Origin of the sequence: Lentibacter sp. XHP0401 (assembly GCF_025751535.1) — a bacterium.
Taxonomy (GTDB): domain Bacteria; phylum Pseudomonadota; class Alphaproteobacteria; order Rhodobacterales; family Rhodobacteraceae; genus Lentibacter.
Window position 1 is genome coordinate 113,244 of record NZ_JAOWLC010000008.1, and the last position, 21,427, is coordinate 134,670.

The 21,427-nt window shown below is 58.8% G+C and carries 18 protein-coding genes; 9 read left to right on the forward strand and 9 right to left on the reverse strand.

The window, feature by feature from the left end; all coding sequences use genetic code 11:
* Positions 1 to 103: 103 nt before the first annotated feature.
* The 4 genes from OE750_RS11650 to OE750_RS11665 all read left to right on the forward strand — a co-directional run bounded on the left by OE750_RS11650 (position 104) and on the right by OE750_RS11665 (position 3,954).
* Positions 104 to 562, forward strand: a complete 459-nt coding sequence (locus tag OE750_RS11650; protein ID WP_263764393.1) for an Lrp/AsnC family transcriptional regulator — start codon at positions 104 to 106, stop codon at positions 560 to 562.
* Between the two features lie 103 nt (positions 563 to 665).
* Entirely contained in the window at positions 666 to 1,658 is a 993-nt protein-coding gene (locus OE750_RS11655) for a Hint domain-containing protein (protein WP_263764394.1), read from the forward strand.
* Between the two features lie 65 nt (positions 1,659 to 1,723).
* Positions 1,724 to 3,313 carry a GMC family oxidoreductase gene (locus OE750_RS11660; protein ID WP_263764395.1) on the forward strand — a complete coding sequence of 530 codons (1,590 nt, stop codon included), beginning with the start codon at positions 1,724 to 1,726 and terminating at the stop codon, positions 3,311 to 3,313.
* Between the two features lie 77 nt (positions 3,314 to 3,390).
* Entirely contained in the window at positions 3,391 to 3,954 is a 564-nt protein-coding gene (locus OE750_RS11665; protein WP_263764396.1) for a flavodoxin family protein, read from the forward strand.
* Here the strand turns inward: OE750_RS11665 and yghU are convergent.
* Both yghU and rpsU read right to left on the reverse strand, forming a co-directional pair.
* Positions 3,951 to 4,823, reverse strand: a complete 873-nt coding sequence (gene yghU, locus OE750_RS11670; protein ID WP_263764397.1) for a glutathione-dependent disulfide-bond oxidoreductase — start codon at positions 4,821 to 4,823, stop codon at positions 3,951 to 3,953. The two genes, OE750_RS11665 and yghU, sit on opposite strands and share 4 nt — an antisense overlap.
* Positions 4,824 to 5,021: 198 nt before the next feature.
* Entirely contained in the window at positions 5,022 to 5,228 is a 207-nt protein-coding gene (rpsU, locus tag OE750_RS11675; protein ID WP_007426337.1) for a 30S ribosomal protein S21, read from the reverse strand.
* 103 nt (positions 5,229 to 5,331) lie between these two features.
* On the opposite strand from rpsU, the gene OE750_RS11680 reads away from it, so the two are divergent.
* Both OE750_RS11680 and OE750_RS11685 read left to right on the forward strand, forming a co-directional pair.
* Positions 5,332 to 5,994: a COQ9 family protein gene (locus tag OE750_RS11680; RefSeq protein ID WP_263764400.1), complete on the forward strand. Its 663-nt coding sequence runs from the start codon at positions 5,332 to 5,334 to the stop codon at positions 5,992 to 5,994.
* 11 nt (positions 5,995 to 6,005) lie between these two features.
* On the forward strand, positions 6,006 to 6,977 hold the full coding sequence (locus OE750_RS11685; protein WP_263764401.1) for an NAD(P)H-quinone oxidoreductase: 972 nt from the start codon (positions 6,006 to 6,008) through the stop codon (positions 6,975 to 6,977).
* Positions 6,978 to 7,064: 87 nt separating this feature from the next.
* Here OE750_RS11685 and OE750_RS11690 read toward each other — a convergent pair whose 3' ends face one another.
* Positions 7,065 to 7,700 carry a ribonuclease T2 gene (locus OE750_RS11690; protein WP_263764402.1) on the reverse strand — a complete coding sequence of 212 codons (636 nt, stop codon included), beginning with the start codon at positions 7,698 to 7,700 and terminating at the stop codon, positions 7,065 to 7,067.
* 140 nt (positions 7,701 to 7,840) lie between these two features.
* Between OE750_RS11690 and OE750_RS11695 the strand changes: the two genes are divergently transcribed.
* Positions 7,841 to 8,596, forward strand: a complete 756-nt coding sequence (locus OE750_RS11695) for a DUF1013 domain-containing protein (RefSeq protein WP_263764403.1) — start codon at positions 7,841 to 7,843, stop codon at positions 8,594 to 8,596.
* A gap of 339 nt (positions 8,597 to 8,935) precedes the next feature.
* The gene (locus OE750_RS11700; RefSeq protein WP_263764405.1) at positions 8,936 to 14,776 is read left to right on the forward strand and encodes a Hint domain-containing protein; all 5,841 of its coding nucleotides are present in this window, start codon (positions 8,936 to 8,938) and stop codon (positions 14,774 to 14,776) included.
* Positions 14,777 to 14,856: 80 nt separating this feature from the next.
* Here the strand turns inward: OE750_RS11700 and OE750_RS11705 are convergent, their stop codons facing one another.
* The 6 genes from OE750_RS11705 to OE750_RS11730 all read right to left on the reverse strand — a co-directional run bounded on the left by OE750_RS11705 (position 14,857) and on the right by OE750_RS11730 (position 20,368).
* Entirely contained in the window at positions 14,857 to 16,404 is a 1,548-nt protein-coding gene (locus OE750_RS11705; protein ID WP_263764488.1) for an alanine/glycine:cation symporter family protein, read from the reverse strand.
* 26 nt (positions 16,405 to 16,430) lie between these two features.
* Entirely contained in the window at positions 16,431 to 16,865 is a 435-nt protein-coding gene (locus OE750_RS11710; protein ID WP_263764406.1) for a universal stress protein, read from the reverse strand.
* A gap of 162 nt (positions 16,866 to 17,027) precedes the next feature.
* Positions 17,028 to 17,624 (reverse strand): recombination mediator RecR, encoded by a 597-nt coding sequence (recR, locus tag OE750_RS11715; protein ID WP_263764408.1) that lies wholly within the window; start codon positions 17,622 to 17,624, stop codon positions 17,028 to 17,030.
* An 86-nt stretch (positions 17,625 to 17,710) separates the two neighbouring features.
* Complete coding sequence (locus OE750_RS11720; protein ID WP_263764409.1) at positions 17,711 to 18,055, reverse strand: YbaB/EbfC family nucleoid-associated protein; 345 nt, start codon at positions 18,053 to 18,055, stop codon at positions 17,711 to 17,713.
* Between the two features lie 60 nt (positions 18,056 to 18,115).
* Positions 18,116 to 18,550 carry an NUDIX hydrolase gene (locus tag OE750_RS11725; protein ID WP_263764410.1) on the reverse strand — a complete coding sequence of 145 codons (435 nt, stop codon included), beginning with the start codon at positions 18,548 to 18,550 and terminating at the stop codon, positions 18,116 to 18,118.
* 54 nt (positions 18,551 to 18,604) lie between these two features.
* Positions 18,605 to 20,368: a DNA polymerase III subunit gamma/tau gene (locus OE750_RS11730; RefSeq protein ID WP_263764411.1), complete on the reverse strand. Its 1,764-nt coding sequence runs from the start codon at positions 20,366 to 20,368 to the stop codon at positions 18,605 to 18,607.
* 216 nt (positions 20,369 to 20,584) lie between these two features.
* Here OE750_RS11730 and OE750_RS11735 point away from each other — a divergent pair, with 216 nt between their 5' ends.
* Positions 20,585 to 21,427, forward strand: a complete 843-nt coding sequence (locus OE750_RS11735; RefSeq protein ID WP_263764412.1) for a neutral zinc metallopeptidase — start codon at positions 20,585 to 20,587, stop codon at positions 21,425 to 21,427.

Sequence of the window (21,427 nt, forward strand, 5' to 3'; positions counted from 1 at the left end):
GTCGCAGCATCTGCGCAAGTGCTTTGAGAAATGCAGCGCGAGATGTGGACTAATCGGGAGAATCTTCGCATAATTGCCTAAATATTCGAAGGGATGTGCAAGATTGTCGATTGATGAGACAGATCGCCGTATTCTGAAGGTGCTTCAGCGCAAGGGGCGCATTTCGAATGCAGAGCTGAGCGAAGCGGCCAATTTAAGCCCGAGTGCCTGCCACAGGCGGGTGCAGAGGCTTGAGAAAGAAGGCTACATTCGGGATTATGTCGCGCTTCTCAATGCGCGCAAGATGGGCGTTCCGACGACAGTGTTTGTCGAGATCACCTTGCAAACACAAGCCGATGAAGTGCTGGACGCCTTTGAAAAGGCGGTGGGGCGGATACCTGATGTGCTAGAGTGCCACTTGATGGCGGGTTCTGCGGATTATTTGCTGAAGGTTGTGGCTGAAAACACCGATGATTTTGCGCGCATCCACCGTCAACATCTGGCGCGTTTGCCCGGCGTTGCGCAGATGCAGAGCAGTTTTGCGCTTCGTACTGTGTTCAAGACAACGGCGCTGCCTGTTTAGCGTTCTCTCCCATTTTAGCTAAAAATCCGCATGAAGCGGCGAAAACTTAGTCTTCTCTTAAAGCGCGTTTTCTATGGTCGGCCCGATAGCTGAGGCCGTGTGGATGCCAATTACATTCTATGCCATAGACGAGGAGTTTGCCGCGGGAACGGGCAGCAATGTCTATGTTACGCCTGACAGCACCCGCTTTGACAACCCGCCCGGAGCCTTCATGGATCTGGTCATCACCTCGAATGAAGGCGACGATGATCCGCGTGTTTTCGAGCTTGGCGACACCTATGATCTGAGTTGGGGCGGCTTTGGCGGCGGTGGAACGATCGACAACGCCGTTGTTGTGCGCTCGGACGTGGCGCCGGACGGTGGGGACGGCGGAGTCATTGTCTTTGAGGGCCTCGACGAAAACGGCGAACTGACCCACATTATCTGGACGCCCGGCTTTAACCTCGAGCAGTGGTATAGCGACAACTACAACCCGTCGATGGAGCCGAACTTTTGGGTGACCGACAGTTCGCCTACCTATGATCACAAGTTTGTCTGCTTTGAGGCCGGCACGCGGATCGCCACGCGGATGGGAGAGATCCCTGTTGACGAGATTTGGGCGGGAGACAAGCTTTTGACGCTGGATCACGGGGAGCAGCCAGTGCTTTGGACCGGTTCGAAAGTGGTGCGCGGATATGGGCGCAATGCGCCCGTTTTGTTTAGCCCCGGTGCGATTGGCAATCATGCGCCTTTGCGCCTTTCCCAGCAGCACCGGGTGCTTGTGGCTTCGGCGGCGGCGCAGCTTCTGTTCGGGGCTGACGAGGTTTTTGTGCCGGCAAAGGCGCTGGTCAATGGCGGGGATATCCGTCTCGCGCCTTGTGTTGAAGTTCAGTATTACCATTTGCTTCTGGCCGAGCACGGGATCGTGACGGCGGACGGGGCCTATTGCGAGACCTTGCTGATGGGTGAACAGGCGGGGGCGCTTGTCACACCGCCGCCGCATCTGGCGGGGTGTTCGTGCAAAGCGGCGCGCCCAGTCTTGAGCTATGCAGAAGCCTTGACGCTGTTTGGCAAGATGCGCCCTGTGCGTGCGGCCAGCCCTCTGGTTGCTCTTTAACGCTCTCGCTGTTTGCGTGTTCCCGGCAAGCGGGTTAGCGTCCGGAGCAAGGGTGGGAGGCGCCAATGACTTGGGACCATATCGTTATCGGGGCGGGCAGTGCGGGCTGTGTTATGGCACGGCGGCTGGCTGACGGCGGGCGCAAGGTGCTTCTGCTGGAGGCGGGCGGTAAGGACAATTACCACTGGGTGCATATCCCGATGGGGTATCTTTACTGCATCGGCAATCCGCGCACCGACTGGTGCTTTCGCACCGAGGAAGAGGCGGGGCTGAACGGGCGCTCGCTCCTGTATCCACGGGGCAAGGTGCTTGGCGGGTGCTCCTCGATCAACGGGATGCTTTATGTGCGCGGTCAGGCGGCCGACTATGACGGCTGGCGGCAGATGGGCCTGACGGGCTGGGGCTGGGACGATGTTCTGCCCTACTTCAAGCGCTCGGAAGATTACTTTGCCGGAGCCGACGAGATGCACGGTGCGGGCGGGGAATGGCGCGTGGATGCGCAGCGGTTGCACTGGGATGTGCTCGACGACTGGCGCGATGCGGCGGTGAGCTATGGCTTGCCGGCGGTGGACGACTTTAACCGCGGTGACAACGAGGGTGTGGGCTATTTCCGCGTGAGCCAGAAAGGCGGCTGGCGGGTGAACGCCTCAAAGGCGTTTTTGCGCGGCGCGCCCAAGGGGCGGATCGAGACGATGACGGATGCGCATGTGCGGCGGCTGATTGTGGAAGACGGCCGCTGTGTGGGCGTGGAATACGAGCGTGGCGGTGTTGTGAGCGTTGTGCGCAGCGGTGGCGAGGTTGTGCTGAGTGCAGGGGCGATTGGCAGCCCGCAGATTTTGCAGCTTTCAGGGTTGGGGCCAGCGGCGCTTTTGGACAAGCATGGCGTTGAGGTTCTGGCCGATGTGCCGGACGTTGGCGCGAACTTGCAGGACCATTTGCAACTGCGCTGTGCTTGGAAGCTGACGGGGGCCAAGACGCTGAACACGCTGGCGAACTCGGTTTTGGGCAAGGCGAAGATCGGGCTGGAATATGCGCTCAAGCGCAGCGGGCCGATGAGCATGGCCCCGAGCCAGCTTGGGGCGTTTGCGAAGAGCCGCCCTGACCTCGCGACGGCTGATCTGGAATACCATGTGCAGCCCCTGAGCCTTGAGGCCTTCGGGGAGGGGTTGCATACTTTCCCGGCGATGACGGCGAGTGTGTGTAACCTCAGGCCAGAGAGCCGCGGGTTTGTCGAGATTGCCAGCGCGGATGCGAAGGCGGCCCCGAGGATTGCACCGAACTATCTGAGCACGGAGGGCGACCGCGCGGTGGCTGTTGCTGCGATCAGGCAGGCACGCGAGATTATGAGCGCCCCTGCGATGGCGCGTTACGCGCCCGAAGAGATGAAACCCGGCGCACATTTGAGCAGTGACGGTGAGCTTGTGATGGCGGCGGGGGAGATCGGCACGACGATTTTTCACCCGACGTGCACTGTGCGGATGGGGCAGGAGGATAGCGCGCCGCTGGACGGGGCGTGCCGCATGAAGGCCGTGGGCAACCTGCGGGTTGTGGATGCGAGTGTGATGCCGAAGATTGTGAGCGGCAATACCAATGCGCCGACCATCATGATTGCAGAGAAGGTGGCGGAGATGATGCTGAGGGATTTCGCGTGCTGACGCACGCGACCGTTGCGAGGGGGCTTTGCCCCCTCGCGCTCCCCCAGGATATTTGAGGCAAAAAGAAAGGTGCAGGGATGATTGAAGTTGTTGTGAGTTATCATTCCGGGAACGGGCATACGCGGCGGCTTGTCGATGTGCTCGGTGCAGAGCTTGAGCGGCTCGGGGCGCAGGTGCATATCGCTGATGTGGAGGCGCTCGGGGCAGGTGACTGGGAGGCGATGCGGGGAGCGGATGCGCATGTCTTTGCCGCGCCGACCTATATGGGAAGTGTGTCAGCGCCCTATAAGGCATTTATGGATGCGAGCAGTGACATCTGGGGCGGGCCTGACAGTTGGCAGAACAAGATCGCGGCAGGCATGACCGTGGCCACTTATCCGAGCGGGGACAAGCAGAGCAGCTTGATGCAGATGGCGGTGTTTGCGGCGCAGCACGGGATGGTCTGGGTGGGGCTTGATGACATTGGCGCGCCCGTGGACCCCGACAAGGCCGGCATCAACGAGGACGGATATTGCCTTGGGCTTGGGGCGTGCTCGGTGCGCGACAAGACCGAGATGATACGGGCGGGCGATGTGACCACCGCCCGCCGCTTTGCTGAGCGGCTTTATGAGGCTACGGCGCGCTGGCGCCGTGGTGCTTAACTTTGGGTGGCTTCGATTTTGTCCTGGGTCTTGGTTTCGAAATCCGAGGCATCGTGACGCTCGCGCAGCTGGCTTGAGAGCTCGCCCATGGCGCGGTTGACCATGCGGCCGCGCTGCACGGGCGCGCGCGCATCAATCGCTTTGGCCCAGCGGAGGACGTTTTTGTAAGACGCTACATCGAGGAACTCGGCGGCGTCATATTGCCGGCCGAGCACGAGCTGGCCATACCATGCCCAGTTGGCCATATCGGCGATGGTGTAGTCTGAACCTGAGAGGAATTCGTGCTCGGACAGGCGGCGATCAAGCACATCGAGCTGGCGTTTGACTTCCATGGCGAAGCGGTTGATCGGGTATTCGTATTTTTCAGGGGCGTAGGCGTAGAAGTGTCCGAAGCCGCCGCCGAGATAGGGCGCGCTGCCCATTTGCCAGAACAGCCAGTTGAGGCATTCGCCGCGCGCTGTGGCGTCTTTCGGGATGAATGCACCGAACTTTTCGGCCAGTTGCAGCATGATGCTGCCGCTTTCGAACATGCGACGGGGGGGCGTGACGGAGTGATCCATCATCGCGGGTATCTTGGAGTTCGGGTTGATCTCGACGAAGCCCGAGCCGAACTGGTCACCTTCGCCGATGTTGATCAGCCATGCGTCATATTCTGCTCCGGTGTGGCCCGCTGCGAGCAACTCTTCCAGAAGCACCGTGACTTTGACGCCATTGGGGGTGGCCAGAGAATAAAGCTGCAAAGGGTGCTTGCCCACGGGCAGCTCTTTGTCATGGGTCGCACCGGCGATGGGGCGGTTGATCGAGGCGAATGTGCCGCCGCTTTCCTGCTCCCATGTCCAGACTTTCGGGGGGGTATATGTGTCGGTCATGTTGTGTGCCTTTCGGGTTTCTTGAAGGCGAAGGTAATGCTTTTGGGCGCGAATGACAGGGTGAAACGTGCGGAAAATGCGCAGGGTGGGGCTGCGTTGATGCACAAAAGCGCGAGGGGCTATAAAAAACCCCCGCAGCGAGGCTACGGGGGAAATTGTCTTTTACGTGTCAGAGAGAAGCTCTGTGAGAGGCTTGATTTACATCATACCTTCGCGCTGTGCTTTCTTACGCGCCAGCTTGCGCTGACGGCGGATAGCTTCAGCTTTCTCGCGTGCTTTTTTCTCGGACGGTTTCTCGAAATGTTGCTTGAGCTTCATTTCACGAAAAACGCCTTCACGCTGTAGCTTTTTCTTCAGGGCGCGGAGCGCCTGATCGACATTGTTGTCGCGAACACTAACCTGCATGTGGTTTTCACCACCTTTCTAGTTTGAAGTTGCAAGGATTTGCAGGAAGTTGGCGTATAGCAAACCTCTGTGGTTTTGTCTAGTATGAGAGCAGGAGGCGAATATGGCTGATTTAAAAGACAGATTGCTGGATGCCGCGCTTGACCATGTGCCGTTTGACGGCTGGAGCGCGGCGAGTTTTGAAGCGGCTATTGCTGAGTCGGGTATGGAGCCTGCATTGGCACACGGGCTTTGCCCGCGCGGGGCGGTGGACCTTGCTGTGGCTTACCACAAGCGCGGCGACGAGCGGATGCTTGCGCGGTTGGCGCAACCCGAGCTTGAGGAGATGCGCTATTCCGCGCGTGTGGCGGCAGCGGTGCGGTACCGCCTTGAAGCGGTGGAAGACAAAGAACTGGTGCGCCGTGGAATGACTCTGTTTGCTTTACCTGCCTATGCGCCCGATGGGGCGCGGCTGATCTGGGAGACATGTGACGCCATTTGGGGGGCGCTGGGTGACACCTCGGACGACCTGAATTGGTACACAAAGCGTATGACTTTATCGGGGGTGTATTCCTCGACTGTGCTATATTGGCTCGGTGATACGAGCGAGGGCCACGAGGCGACATGGGCGTTTCTCGAGCGGCGCATTGACGATGTGATGCGGATTGAAAAAGCGAAGCATACGCTGGGGCGAAACAAGATTTTTGGTGATATTCTGGGGCGCGTAACAGGCGCTGTGCGCGCGCCGAAGACTGTGACGGATATGCCCGGAACAGCAAAGAAATAAGGAAGACGTTGATGCGTGTGATCGAGATTGCCGAAGCAGGTGCGCCCGATGTGTTGAGGCTGGCAGAGCGTGTGCGCCCCGAGCCGGCTTATGGTGAGATCCTGATCAAGGTGGCCTATGCAGGGGTGAACCGCCCTGATGCTTTGCAGCGCGCCGGGGCCTATGCGCCGCCAAAGGGCGCGAGCGATTTGCCTGGCCTTGAGGCCAGTGGCGAGGTTGCCGCTCTGGGCGAAGGCGTGAGCGAATGGGCGGTGGGAGACAAGGTTTGCGCGCTTTTGCCGGGCGGGGGCTACGCCGAGTATGTCACCACGCCAGCGGCGCATGCGCTGCCCGTGCCCGAGGGCATGAGCCTGAAGCAAGCGGCCTGTTTGCCCGAGACGTTTTTCACGGTCTGGACCAATGTATTCCAGCGCGGGGGCCTTAAGGCGGGTGAGCGCTTTCTGGTGCATGGTGGCTCATCGGGTATCGGGACAACGGCGATCCAGTTGGCAAATGTTTTTGGCGCGCGGGTGTTCACGACTGTGGGCAATGCCGAGAAAGCAGCGGCTTGCCGCGCGCTCGGGGCGGAGCGGGTGATGAACTACCGTGAGGAAGATTTCGTTGAGGTGCTCAAGGGCGAGGGCGGCGCGAACCTCATTCTTGATATGGTCGGGGGCGATTATATTCCGCGCAACATCCGTGCGTTGGCGGATGACGGGCGCCTGGTGCAGATCGCTTTCCTGACAGGGCCGAAAGTGGAGCTTAACTTCGCGCAGATTATGGCGCGCCGCCTCACCGTGACAGGGAGCACTTTGCGCCCGCAATCGGACCTCGCCAAAGCGCGGATCGCTGCAGAACTGCGCGACCACGTCTGGCCGCTCCTTGAAGCAGGCCGTGTGCTGCCCGTGATGGATCAGGAGTTCGCGCTCAAAGATGCCGCGCAGGCCCACATGCGAATGGAAGGCAGCACCCATATCGGAAAGATCGTGCTGAAAGTCTCCTAGCCCTTTCTTATTGCCAAAAATATCCTGGGGGTCTGGGGGCAAAGCCCCCAGCGGAGCGACGCGGCGAAGCCGCGGCGCAAAACCTTCTCAATCCACAGGCTCGAACAGCGCATCATTCAAAGAACAGTCCCGCGACACATCGCGCCCGCAGGGGACAGGGGACAGGTCTTTACCAAGGCAAATCCGCGCTTCCTGAATATGGCCCGCGCGGCAGGTGATGGTGATCATGTCGCGGCGCAGGCTCGGGTTGGCTTTGATGAACGCATCTTCAACCACAGAGGCGGGGAGCTTGATGGTCTTGTCAAGTTTGCGAAAGACGGGTGGGCGCATGATGCTCTCAAAGGCTTTGCGGGACAGGTCGTAATAGGCAGGTGCAGACAGCCCCGAGCAGACGCCGTGTTTTTTCCACTGATACCAGGCGAGCCCTGATGTGCCCATGATATCGGCCATGGTGTTTGTCAGGCTGCGGGGCGGTTGGGGCTCGATTGTCGGGCAGAACGAGGGCCAGCCTTGGTGATACTGTGGCCAGAGGCCGTGTAGCACCCAGCCGTGCTCTTTGTCTGCGTTGCATTGCGGTGAGCCTTTGGCATCGCCCTCCAGAGCGCACCAGTTGGGCGACCACGAGAGCGACATGACATAATAGTCAAACTCCCCCGCGCGCTCGCCTTTGGCGAAAGCTGCGCCTGTAAGCAGAAGGAAACCGACAAAAGCACGCAGTAACATTCACTCTTTCCTTATGTTTCATGGGCCAGTATATAGCGCTTGAGTTCCCCGACAACGGCAACCTGAGCCCCTCCAAAGGCTCGCCCCTTCAAGGGCACGGGAAAGTTGTATGGGAAGAGAGTTTTTTGATGGAGGCGAATATGTCTGAGAAACCGATTATGGCAAAGGCCACCGCCGTTTGGCTGGTGGACAACACAACAATCAGCTTCAAGCAGATTGCTGACTTTGTTGGCATGCACGAGCTTGAAGTTCAGGGCATTGCCGATGGTGATGTGGCGGCGGGCGTGAAGGGTTTTGACCCGATCACCAACAACCAGCTGACTCAGGAAGAAATTGACGCGGCGCAGGAAAACCCCGCACACAAGCTGAAGCTCAAGTTCTACGCCTCGGCTGTGGGTGAGGAAAAACGCCGCGGGCCACGCTACACGCCGCTCAGCAAACGTCAGGACCGTCCTGCCTCGATTCTCTGGTTGGTGAAGTTTCACCCCGAGTTGTCAGATGGTCAGATCAGCAAGCTTGTCGGCACAACCAAGCCGACCATCCAGGCAATCCGCGAGCGCACGCATTGGAACATTTCCAACATTGATCCGATCGACCCTGTGGCGCTGGGCCTGTGCAAACAGTCCGAGCTGGACGGAGCCGTGCAGAAGGCTGCAGCCAAGAAAGCCGCCAATGGCGAAGTGATGACAGATGACGAGCGCCGCAAGCTGGTGAGCACCGAGCAAAGCCTCGGCATGGATTCCGAGCCGAAGATTCCGACGGCGATTGAAGGGCTTGAGACCTTCACTCTGGGCGGGAATGACGACGATGAGGAAGACAAGCACGACAGCTCGCGCGATGCGGACAGCTTTTTCAATCTGCCCGATGGCGACGACGAAGACGACGACGAGAATTGATCATTGGGCCTGCTGCGTGCGGGCCTGTTGAGACAATAAGGCGTAGCCATGGCTTTTGTGATAAAGGGTCGCGGCTACGCCTTATTTTATGGCGGATTTAGTCTGATTTGTCGCCGATGCGCCCGGCGAGACAAGCCCTTGCAGCTTTATTGATAAGGGCATACGGGCGAAATTAACGTTTCCTTCATGGCGCCTTATTTCAAAAAAATGTGGCGCTGAGCGTCGGATATTACCACAAAATCGATTTATTTCGCTCGGAAATTTGACCCTTTCTAAAGGCATACCCCCAATACAAATGAGCGCGGAAACCGCGTTGGTAATATATTGAGGTCTCGAGTTATGCCTACCGCCAACGAGCTGAACTTAAACACTAATGCAACCGCAATGGACATGGCGGAGGCGATGTTCGGAGATGGCGTCACCATAACAAACGCCACTTATACGGGGGCTGCTTCGGCATCTGGCACTTATACTGGCGGCCTTTCGACGCTTGGTTCGCTGACGCAGTCTGACACGGGCGTTATTTTGTCGACCGGTAATGCCGCTGATTTTACCAACAGTTCCGGCACAAGCGACACCAATGTTTCGGATGGCACAAGCACGGATCATACCGGCGCGGGCGGAATCGTTGGAGATACTGATCTTAACGCTGTTTCGGGGCAGGACACCTTTGACGGTGCCTTTTTCGAGGCCGAGTTTGTTGCCGCCGGTGACTTGCTCACGATGCAGTTTGTTTTCACCTCGGAAGAGTATCTTGAGTATGTGAATGGCGGTGTGAATGATGCTATGGGCGTTTGGGTCAACGGAACATATATTCCGCTGACGCTGGCCGACGGGTCGACCCAGAACGTGACGATTGACACGATCAACGACGGCACCAATTCAAACCTGTATGTCGACAACCCTTCAGCACTAGACACCTACAACACGGAGATGGACGGGGGCACTGTTGTGCTTTCGCTCACGGCGCCTGTGAATGCGGGCGAGTCCAATACCATTCGTATCGGGATTGGTGACGGGGGCGACTCGTCCTATGATTCCAACCTGCTGATTATGGGTAACTCGATCCAGACCGTCTCGATTGCCGAGAGGGACGAGCTTGTGCAGGGCGCGAATGTCACGCAGTCGCATGACCTTCTGTCGAATGATATCAACATTGACAATAACCAGCTGACCATCACCCACATCAACAACGTGGCTGTGAACGTGGGCGACACGGTAACGCTGCCTTCTGGCGAGCAGATAACGCTCAACGCGGATATGACGGTCGATATTCTGACTGACGGCGACATCGGGACCAACAACTTCACCTATTCCACCATCGATTCCGCAGGGAATGTTTCAACGGGCCTTGCCACGATCGAGACCTCAGCTAATCCTCCGGACTTCATTGTCGAAGGCACGACAGGCGCTGATGTGATCGACGTGGCCTACACGGGTGACCCCGAAGGCGACATGATCGACAACACGGACCACTCAGATGCTTCGAATGCTGACTACGTTGAAGCGGGTGCGGGCAACGACAGCGTTGTTTCCGGTGCGGGCAATGATACCGTTTTCGGCGCAGACGGCTCCGATACGATCTTCGGCGGCGACGGTGATGACAACCTTGACGGTGATGACGCCTTCGCCACGGGCGCGGCTGACTACATCGACGGCGGTGCGGGCAATGACCAGATCATCGGTGATGTGGGCAATGACAGCCTCTATGGCGGCACGGGCAGGGATACCATCTACGCAGGCGACGACGACGACCTCGTCTACGGCGGTGCGGGCGATGATAGCCTTTATGGTGAGGCCGGAAACGACTATATCAGCGGCGGCGACGGCAACGACAACATTGTCGCGGGCGATGGCAGCGACAATGTCGACGGCGGCAACGGCAACGACACCGTCTTCGGCGATGCGGGCGGGGACAACATCGACGGCGACGCCGGCGACGACATGCTCTACGGCGGCACCGGAAGCGACAGCATCTGGGGTGGCACCGGTAATGACACAATAGATGGCGGCTCGGAGGCCGACGCGCTCTATGGCGGCGCTGGTGATGACAGTATCCTCGGCGGCGCGGGCGGAGACTTCATCTCGCTGAGCGGTGGCGCGGACATCGTCAACGCGGGTGATGATGCCGACAACATCGTCGTGGACGCCACGAACTACGCCGACGGCACCACCGTCACGGTAGATGGCGGCACAGGTGGTGTCGACAATGACACGCTGAACCTCTCGGATTTTACATACTACACCGCGCTCAGCGAAACGCCTGACGCCGACGGCGACAGCACCTCGGGCAGCGTGACCGTGCAGGATGCCTCGGGCAACCTGATCACCTTCAACTTCACCGAAATCGAGAGCCTCATCCTCCCGCCTCCCGCGCCAAACTATATTGTCGAGGGCACCGGCGGTGACGATACGATTGACGCGGCCTATGCGGGTGACCCCGAAGGCGACATGATCGACGCGAACGACCATTCAGACGGCTCGAATGACGATAGCGTAACTGCCGGAGATGGCGACGACAGCGTTGTTGCAGGCGCTGGCAATGACACCGTCTGGGGCGATGGTGGCAATGACACCATCCAGGGCGGGACCGGTGACGACAGCATCATGGGGGATGGCGGAACAGGGACAGGGGCGCCCGCGACACTGGACTGGACCAATGTTCCGCTCACCAATGGCGATGGCGTGGCCACAGTCTCTGACGGCACGGATACTGTCGGTGTGACCGTCACTGGCAGCGGCTTGATCAACACGGGCTATGGCGTCGATGAGTATTACCGGCCGACGAACGTCCAGATCACCGAGGCCAACTCGACTTTGATCGAGTTTGACGGGGCCGTTGAAAATGTGAGCTTCGAGCTTTTTGATGTCGATTCCAACGGCACGACGTTTGACGACCAGTTCACCATCATCGCGCTGGACGCGGATGGCAACGAGGTGCCGGTCACCTTCACAGGCGTGACCCATCACACGGTTACAGGAAACACAATCGAAGGCGAAGCCGATCTTGATAGCGGCCATACCGGTACTCAAGATGCGGTGACTGTGAACATTCCGTTTGAAGTCGTCAGCATCGAGATCATCTATGAACCCGGTTCCGATGTGGGTAACACGGGCCTCGCGGGCATTGGTGATCTGAACTTTGAGATTGTTCCATCAGGCGATGACTCTCTCGACGGCGGCGCGGGCAACGACACAATCAACGGGATGACCGGCGATGATGTGGTTGTCGGGGGCACGGGGGATGACAGCCTTGATGGCGGTGCAGGTCAAGACACTCTCTATGGCGGCGACGACCAGGACAGCATTCATGGCGGCCTTGGAAATGATGTCATTTCGGGCGACGCAGGTGACGACACAGCCCGCGGCGGGATCGGCAACGACACGATTGACGGCGGCGATGGCAACGATTCTATGTACGGCAACGAGGGTGACGACAGCATTACCGGTGATGCTGGCAACGACTCCATCTATGGTGAGTTCGGCAACGATTATGTTGCTGGTGGTGATGGTGATGACCACATCGAAGGTAACGAAGGTGACGACACGCTTGTAGGCGGCGCTGGTGATGACTGGGTGCGCGGTAGCTACGGCAACGACGAGCTGCACGGCGGTGAAGGGGATGATTTCCTTTGGGGCGGTTATGGCGATGACACCCTCATTTTTGCTGACAACTTCGGCAATGACACTGTCGAGGGTGAAGAAGCCTTTGAGACAGACGGCGACACGATTGATCTGAGCGGCGTCACGTCTGATCTGACGATTGATCTGACCTCGGCCAACCCCGAGAACGGAACCTTCACCAACGGCACAGGCACTGTGAACTTTGTCGAGATCGAGAATATCATTCTCGGTGGCGGTGCGGATACGCTTGTGCTTGGCACAGGGTCAGGCCAGGACCGTGTGGAAGGGTTCAGCATCCCGACAGAGAGCGGCGGTGTTTATACAGGCGTTGATCTTCTGGATGTGAGCACTTTGGTTGATACCAACGGTGCACCTGTCAACACCGATGATGTGACCCTCAGCACGGATGCGAACGGCGATGCTGTTCTGACCTTCCCGAGCGGTGAAAGCCTCACGCTTGTTGGCGTGACGGAAGCAAGCATTACTGATCCCGATGTGCTGGAAGCCATGGGTATTCCGCAGCCGAACTATATTGTTGAGGGCACGGCCGGCGGTGATCTGATCGACGGGGGCTATATCGCTGATCCTGAGGGGGATGTGATTGACGGGCTCGATAACGCTGCCGGCACGAATGATGACAGCGTTGTTGCGGGCGCGGGTGATGATACCGTGTTCAGCTACGCAGGCAATGACACCATCGACGGTGGCGCAGGCAATGACAGCCTTGATGGTGGTGACGGTGACGACACACTTGCCGGAGACACCGGTAACGATACGTTGCAAGGCTGGTTTGGCGATGACGCTCTCGAGGGCGGTGCGGGCGATGATAGCCTCATTGGCTGGACGGGTGATGACACGATTGCTGGCGGCACGGGTGCTGACAGTATCGAAGGCGGTGATGATCAGGACCTGATCATCCTAGAAGACGGCTTCGGTAACGACACGATCGACGGTGGCGACGGCGGTGTGACCGATTATGACACGCTCGACATGAGCGCGGTGACAACGGACACAACAGTTGATCTGACCAGTGCCAACCCGGAAAACGGCAGCGTGACTTCGGGCGGTGATACAGCGACATTCATCGACATTGAAAATATCGTTCTGGGTGCGGGAACTGACACAGTTGTTCTTGCCGATGGCTCGGGCAGCGACACGGTGGACGGCTTTGAAGCACCGACAGATCTGGGCGGCGGCAACTTCACCGGCAATGACCAGCTTGACGTGAGCGGCATGACCGACGCCGACGGCAACCCTGTGAATGTGCTCGACGTGACAGTAACCGACACCAACGGTGACGGCACGGGCGATGCGATCCTGAGCTTCCCCAACGGCGAGAGCATCACTTTGACGGGTGTGCTGCCCAGTGAAGTCGACAGCTATGGCGCGCTTGAAGCCCTCGGTATCCCCGGGACTGACGAGATTGTCAGCGGCACGGCAGCGGGTGATTTGATCGACGGCTCTTATACCGGCGATCCGGATGGCGACATGGTGGACGCGGGCGACAACCTTGCCCAGAACAATGATGATTCCATCGAAGCGGGCGCTGGTGATGACACCGTATTGGCCGGCGCTGGTAACGACTCGGTCATTGGTGACGCAGGAAACGACAGCCTCGCAGGCGGCGGCGGTGACGATCTTATCTCCGGTGGCACAGGCAATGACACGCTTGACGGCGGCGCAGGGGCAGACAGCCTTCTGGGCGGCGCGGGCGATGACATGCTCACCGTCGGTGAAAACGATACGGCCGAAGGCGGCGATGGTGACGACCACTTTACCATCGACCCGACAGGTGAAACCGGCACAGGAAGCATCAGCATTATTGGCGGAGAAGGCGACGAAACGCTGGGTGACACGCTCGATTTCGAGGGCCAGATCCACTGGGGTGACATCACCTATACCAACACCGACCCCGGTGTGGGCGGTGGGCTGACGGGCTTCGCGACACTTGGTGACGGAACGGTTGTGAACTTCACCGAGATCGAAAACATCATCATCTGCTTCACGGAGGGCACGCGGATTGCGACACCACGCGGCGCGCGCGATGTGGCGGCGCTTGAGATCGGTGATCTGGTAGTGACGCGCGACCATGGTTTGCAGCCTATTCGCTGGATCGGAAAACGCACCGTGCCTGCACGCGGCTCGCTTGCGCCAATTCGTTTTGAGGCGAATGTCATTGGCAACGAGCGTGCGCTCTATGTTTCGCCGCAGCACCGGATGCTGATGCAGGGGCCGGAAGCGTCACTGCTCTTTGGTGAAAGTGAAGTGTTGGTGAGTGCCAAGCATCTTGTAAACGGTTCGACTGTGACCGAGGCACAGGGCGGTGATGTTACCTATGTGCACATCATGTTCGACGAGCATGAAATTATCTATGCCGAAGGGGCAGCAAGCGAGAGCTTCTTCCCCGGAGGAACGGGCTTGAACGCTGTGGAGGAAGAAGCGCGCGAAGAACTCTTCTCGCTTTTTCCTGAGCTACGCAGCCATGACGGCGCTTATGGTGACACTGCGCGCCTTTGCCTGAAAGCCCACGAGAGCCGCCTGCTCCGGCTCGGTTGATCTGACTGCCAAAGCAGATCAGCAAAAAGGCCGCCCTTTGTATCCGGGGCGGCCTTTCCATTTTTCATAGGAGCAAAGGCTTACTTGAAGCGCTTGATCTCGCCTGATCTGAGGCGTGACACGTAGCTGTTAAGCTCGCGTTTCACGATTGGCATCAGGAAGTAGAGGCCCAGAATATTGACCACGGCCATGGCGAAGATTGCTGCATCGGAGAAGTCGATGACAGGGCCGAGGCTGGCCGATGCGCCGATGACGATGAAGATGCAGAAGATGGCCTTGAAGGTCATTTCTTTGCCTTTGCCCTCACCGAAGAGGTAGGTCCAGGCTTTGAGGCCGTAGTAGGACCAGCTGATCATGGTTGAGAAAGCAAAGAGAACCACCGCGAGTGCCAGCACATATTTGAAGCCGCCGAACGCCGAGGAGAAGGCTGCCGATGTGAGGGCCACACCTTTGTTGTCACCAACTGTCTGGATTGTGCCCGCGCCTTCATCCAGCAGGTAGAGGCCTGTGTTCGGATCGGAGACGAGCTGGCCCGAGATGATGATTACGAGAGCGGTCATGGTACAGATTACCACTGTGTCGATGAACGGCTCGAGCAATGAAACGTAACCTTCGGTGATCGGCTCTTTGGTTTTAACCGCGGAGTGGGCGATGGCTGCAGAACCAACACCCGCTTCGTTGGAGAAAGCGGCCCGTTTGAAGCCCTGAATGAGAGCGCCGACAAAGCCACCGGCAACACCGAGGCCTGTGAAGGCGCCTTCAAAGATCTGGCCGAAAGCCCAGCCAATTTTGTCATAGTTGATGGCAATGATAACCAGCGCTGTGACCACGTAAAGAACGCCCATGAAGGGGACGATTTTCTCTGTGACCTTGGCGATGGACTGCAAGCCTCCCAAAATCACCAGACCGACGATAACAGCGAAGATTACGCCTGTGATGACACCCGGAAAATCGCCGACGACATTGGCTATCTGGGCATGGGCCTGATTGGCCTGGAACATATTGCCGCCACCAAGTGCGCCGAGGATACAGAAGATAGAGAACATCACAGCGAGGAACTTGCCGCCCGGCAGGCCGCGCTCGGCGAAGCCTTTGGTGAGGTAATACATCGGGCCGCCCGAAACGGTGCCATCGGCATATTCGTTGCGATACTTCACGCCCAAGGTACATTCAGTGAACTTTGAGGCCATGCCGAGCAGGCCTGCGAAGATCATCCAGAAGGTTGCCCCCGGCCCGCCGATGCCGACAGCTACGGCCACACCGGCGATGTTGCCGAGGCCGACCGTGCCGGACAGCGCTGTTGCGAGTGCCTGAAAGTGGCTGACTTCGCCTGCATCGTCAGGATCGGAATAATCACCCTTTACCAGCGAGATGGAGTGACGGAAGGCCGTGAACTGCACGAAGCCGAAGTAGATTGTGAAGACTGTCGCGGCGACGACAAGCCACATGACGATCCATGGAAAAGAGGTGCCCGGGAGCGGGCTGAAGATGAGGTTGACGAACCAGCCTGTTGAGCTGGCAAAAATGTCATTGACCTTCTGGTCAAAGCTTTGGGCCGTGGCGGCGGCGGGCAAGAGTGTCAGCGCTGCGCCGGAGGCGGCAACAGAGGCCGCAAAATTTGTTCGCATTTTCATTTTACTGTCCCTTGTTTTCATTATGGCACGATGACGACGGGCACAGGCGCGGCCTGAGCCAGTGTGCCTGCAACCGATCCGAAAATGCGGGTGGACAGGCCCGAGTGACCTGTGCGCCCGATAACGACCATCTCGGCGTTTTCTGCTTTGGCGATGTCGATGAGCACCTCGGCGATGTTACCGTATTTGAGCGCAGTGGTGACGGTGAGGCCGCTGTCGGAGAGCTTTTTCACGACGGGAGTGAGCACCGCTTCCTCGGCGCGTTTGAGCTCTTCCTTGCGACGTTTGCTGCGCTCTTCGATCTCTTGCGGGGTAAGAAACGAGTACGGCGACCATTCCAGAACATGCGCTATTATGATCGCATTACTTCCTGCTTTGGCTTGTTTCACAGCGAATGCCAGAGCCTTGTCTGAGTCACTGCTTCCATCGTAACCGACGACTATTTTTTGGGACATTGTGCCCTCCCTGTTTTGTGTTTGTCCTGTCGCGGACACACTCAGGGTAACTTTTTGGTGTGCGAAAACTTCTGAATTTTTAAGTAAAGCGCAGTATTTTTCGAAAATCTGAAAGTTTTGTGAAGAAAAAATAAACGAATTGTGGCGCGAGAATATGCGCGTTCACATTTCTTTTCGGGCGTTGAGGGCGGCGGTGATTGTGCCGTCGTCAAGGTAATCAAGCTCGCCGCCGATGGGCACGCCTTGGGCCAGTGATGTGAGTTTTACGCGGCCCTGAAGCTGGTCGGCGATGTAATGCGCTGTGGTCTGGCCATCAATCGTTGCGCCGACAGCAAGGATCACTTCGGTGATGTTTTCGCTTTCAAGGCGGGTGACGAGCTGCGGGATGCGCAGGTCCTCGGGACCGATGCTATCAAGTGCCGAAAGAGTGCCGCCGAGAACATGGTAGCGGCCCTTGAAGACGCCCGAGCGCTCCATGGCCCAGAGGTCGGCCACATCCTCGACCACACAAATTTCGCCTGTTGCGCGTTTGTTGGAGGTGCAGATATCGCAGATGTCGGTTGTGCCGATATTACCGCAGCGCAGACATTCGCGCGCGGTGACGGCAACGGTGTGCATAAGATCGGCCAGAGGCGTGAGCAGGAGCGCGCGCTTGCGGATGAGGTGCAGCACGGCGCGGCGCGCAGAGCGCGGGCCAAGGCCCGGTAGCTTCGCCATCAGCTCGATGAGCGCGTCGATATCGCGGGTGGAGTTGCTCATGCGGGGCTTTCTGTGGCCGGGGCAGAGGCGGGGGGCCAGCCCCCCGCACCCCCCGGGATATTTGCAGCAAGAAAAAAGGGTGACGTTTAGAAAGGCAGCTTCATGTCTTTGGGCAGGCCGAGGCTTTCGGTGATACGGGCCATTTCGGATTGGGCTTTTTCACTGGCTTTGGCTTGAGCATCTTTGATGGCGGCGAGGATCAGATCTTCGACGACTTCTTTTTCATCAGGGTTGAAGATCGACGGGTCGATATCGAGGCCTTTGAGCTCGCCCTTGGCAGAGCAGGTGGCCTTGACGAGACCCGCGCCGCTTTCGCCTGAGACCATGAGATTGTGTAGCTCTTCTTGCAACTCTTCCATCTGTTTTTGCATCGCTTGCGCTTTTTTCATCATGCCCGCCATATCGCCGAGCTGGCCAAGTCCTTTAAGCATTGCTGTCTCCTTCAGGGTCATTGTTGTCTTTAGATAGGCGGCATTGAGCTGCGGGGCAAGCTACCAGCCGAATTCGGAATACTGCGTGCCTGCGGCGACATGCCCGAGGGCGGAGCGGATGTAGGGGATTGTGGTGTCGGGGAGCGCCGTCTGCGGATGCCATGTGAGGGCGGCGCATTTGTCAGGCTCCATATTCTGTGGTTCGGTTATCCGCGCGTTTGTGGTGAAGAACAGTGAAACGCGCTCGGTATCGGAATTGCGATGCATGATGTGGGCGAGGTGTAGCTCTTCAGGCCCAAGTGTTAGGCCTGCTTCTTCCTGCGCTTCGCGCGCCATGGCTTCGCGAAAGGTTTCGCCTGCATCGACATGGCCTGCGACGAGGCCCCAATGGTTGTCCATATAGCCGGTGTTCTGGCGCAGGAGCATGAGCACCTGATCCTCGCGCATGAGCACGAGGTGGGCTTCGACAAAAAACCTGTCACGTGTTTCGTTCACTTTAAGGCCTTTTCCTGGGGCTTTTTTGGGGGGGCGCAACGGCGTGTGTTGCTCTCAGTCTTCCTCGAAGGGGTCCCACTCGTCTTCTACTTCCGGAAGTGCCTCGACCTGCGCGGCGGCGGCGATATCATCTTCGGTGCGGATGCTCACGATTTTGGCCGTTGGGAAGGCGGCGAACACGGCGGAGACGAGCGGATGTGCGAGGGCCTCGGCTTCTTGGGCGCGTTTGCCTGCGGTGCGGCGCTCTTCAATGGTTTCTGCGCCGTCTTCATTTACCAACGTGATGGCCCAGCGGTTGCCTGTCCAGCCTTGGAGGCGTTGGCCGAGGCGGTTGGCCAGATCGGACGGCGCCTTGGGGCTTGGCTCGAATGTAATACGGCCCGGCTGATAGGAGACGAGGCGCACGCCGGCCTCGACATCCATGAGGAGTTTGCCATCGCGGTTGGCGCGGATCAGCTCGACCACATATTCAAAGGTGGGATAGCGCGAGAGCGCCTCGGCAGGGTCTTGCGCAAGTGCGGTGACACCACCAGCGGAGCCTGTGCCGCCCGAGCTTGCACGGGCCACGGCTTGCGCGCCAGCGCTTGTGCCGCCACCTGAACCACCGCCGCCTGAGGGCGGGCCGCCAGGAGGCGGGGTCGCATCGGCGAGCTTTTTCACCAGCTCGTCGGGTGTGGGCAGGTCGGCGACATGGGTCATGCGGATGATCGCCATTTCGGCGGCCATCATGGTGTTGGGCGCGTGCGCAACTTCCTCAAGTGATTTGAGCAACATTTGCCACATGCGTGCGAGAACGCGCAGGCTGAGGCCTTCAGCGTAGCCTTGGCCACGGGCGCGCTCGTCGGGGCCAATCGTTGGGTCATTCGCGGCATCTGGCGTAATTTTGACCACGCTGACCCAGTGCGTAAGCTCGGCCAGATCGCGCAGAACGGCCATCGGATCGGCTCCGTCGGCATATTGCGCGGAAAGCTCGGTGAGCGCGCCTGCGGCATCACCCTTCATGACCATCTCGAACAGGTCCATGACGCGGCCGCGGTCGGCGAGGCCGAGCATGGCGCGGACCTGGTCGGCGGTTGTTTCACCTGCGCCGTGAGAGATGGCCTGATCTAGCAGCGAGGTGGCATCACGGGCGGAGCCTTCGGCGGCACGGGTGATGAGTGCGAGGGCGTCATCGGCTATCTCGGCTTGCTCTGAGTCGGCAATGCGACGGAGCATGCCGATCATGTCTTCGGGCTCGATGCGGCGCAGATCGAAGCGCTGGCAGCGCGACAGCACAGTCACGGGGACTTTGCGGATTTCGGTTGTCGCGAAGATGAATTTCACATGGGCGGGCGGCTCTTCTAGCGTCTTGAGGAGTGCGTTGAAGGCCGAGGTGGACAGCATGTGCACCTCATCGATGATGTAGATCTTGTAGCGCGCAGAGGCGGCGCGATAGGCGACGGAGTCGATGATTTCGCGGATGTCATTGACGCCGGTGCGAGAGGCGGCGTCCATTTCCATTACGTCGACGTGGCGGCCTTCCATGATGGCCACGCAATGCTCGCAGACACCGCAAGGCTCGGTTGTGGGCGTGCCTGTTCCATCGGGGCCAATGCAGTTCATGCCTTTTGCGATGATGCGGGCTGTTGTTGTTTTGCCCGTGCCGCGGATGCCTGTCATGATGAAGGCCTGCGCGATGCGATCGGCCGCAAATGCGTTTTTGAGGGTGCGCACCATGGCTTCCTGGCCGACGAGATCGACAAAAGTCTCGGGGCGGTATTTGCGCGCGAGAACCTGATAGCCTGTTTTTTGATCGCCGGTGGATGGAGTATCGCTCATTGTGTGCCTTGTCAGATTCGAAGCTCGCCCAAGGTAGCTGTCCCTTGGAGGGAGGTCTAGCGCTTGCGGGCTAAATCAGCCAGATGGCTGCGCCTGTTGCGACGATTGCTGTGCCGTTTCAGCTTGATTGGTTTGCAATTTACCCGAAGCGAAAGCTTGGCAGGCGTGAACAAATACGCCAATCTGTGTTCAGCTTTAGGGGCTGGAGGACAAGAGATGCGACTGAGAGGCCAGCGGGGGAGCCGCAATGTGGAAGACAGGCGGCGCAGTGGTGGCGTGGGCAAGGGCGCCGGCATTGGCGGTGTCGGATTGCTTGTTGTGTTGGCGATCGGTTATTTTGCAGGGATAGATGTAACGCCGCTTTTGCAAGACCAGGGCGGATACAGCCAGAGCGGTGAGGCGCGGGAGCTGACTCCGCAAGAACAGCAGGCGGGCGAATTTGCCTCGCGGGTTCTGGCGACAACCGAAGATGTTTGGGGCGAGATTTTCCCCGAGTTGACAGGCCGCGCTTACGAGCCGCCCGTGATGGTGCTTTATGCAGGTGTTACAAGGAGCCCTTGCGGGGACGCGAGCGGCGCGACAGGGCCGTTTTATTGCCCTGCGGATAAGAAGGCCTATCTCGACACCGAGTTTTTCGTGACGATGAGCCAGCAGCTTGGCGCCAAGGGCGACTTTGCTGCGGCCTATGTGATTGCGCATGAGGTGGCGCATCATGTGCAGAATGAACTCGGGATTTTGCCGCAGGTGAACCAGCGCCGCCAAGCTGTCGGCCAGACAGAGGCCAACGAGCTGACAGTCCGGCTTGAGCTACAGGCGGATTGCCTGAGCGGCGTTTGGGCGCGAGCCGTTGAGGGAGCGCTTGAACCGGGTGATCTTGAAGAAGCGCTGAATGCAGCCAAGCAGATTGGCGATGACACGCTCCAGCGTCGTGCGGGGCGCGTGCCGCAACCGCATACTTTTACGCATGGAACGAGCGCGCAGCGCCAACGCTGGTTTGCGCTGGGTTTTGAATCGGGTGATGCAAACCAGTGCGACACTTTTGGCGCAGCAAGGTTGTAA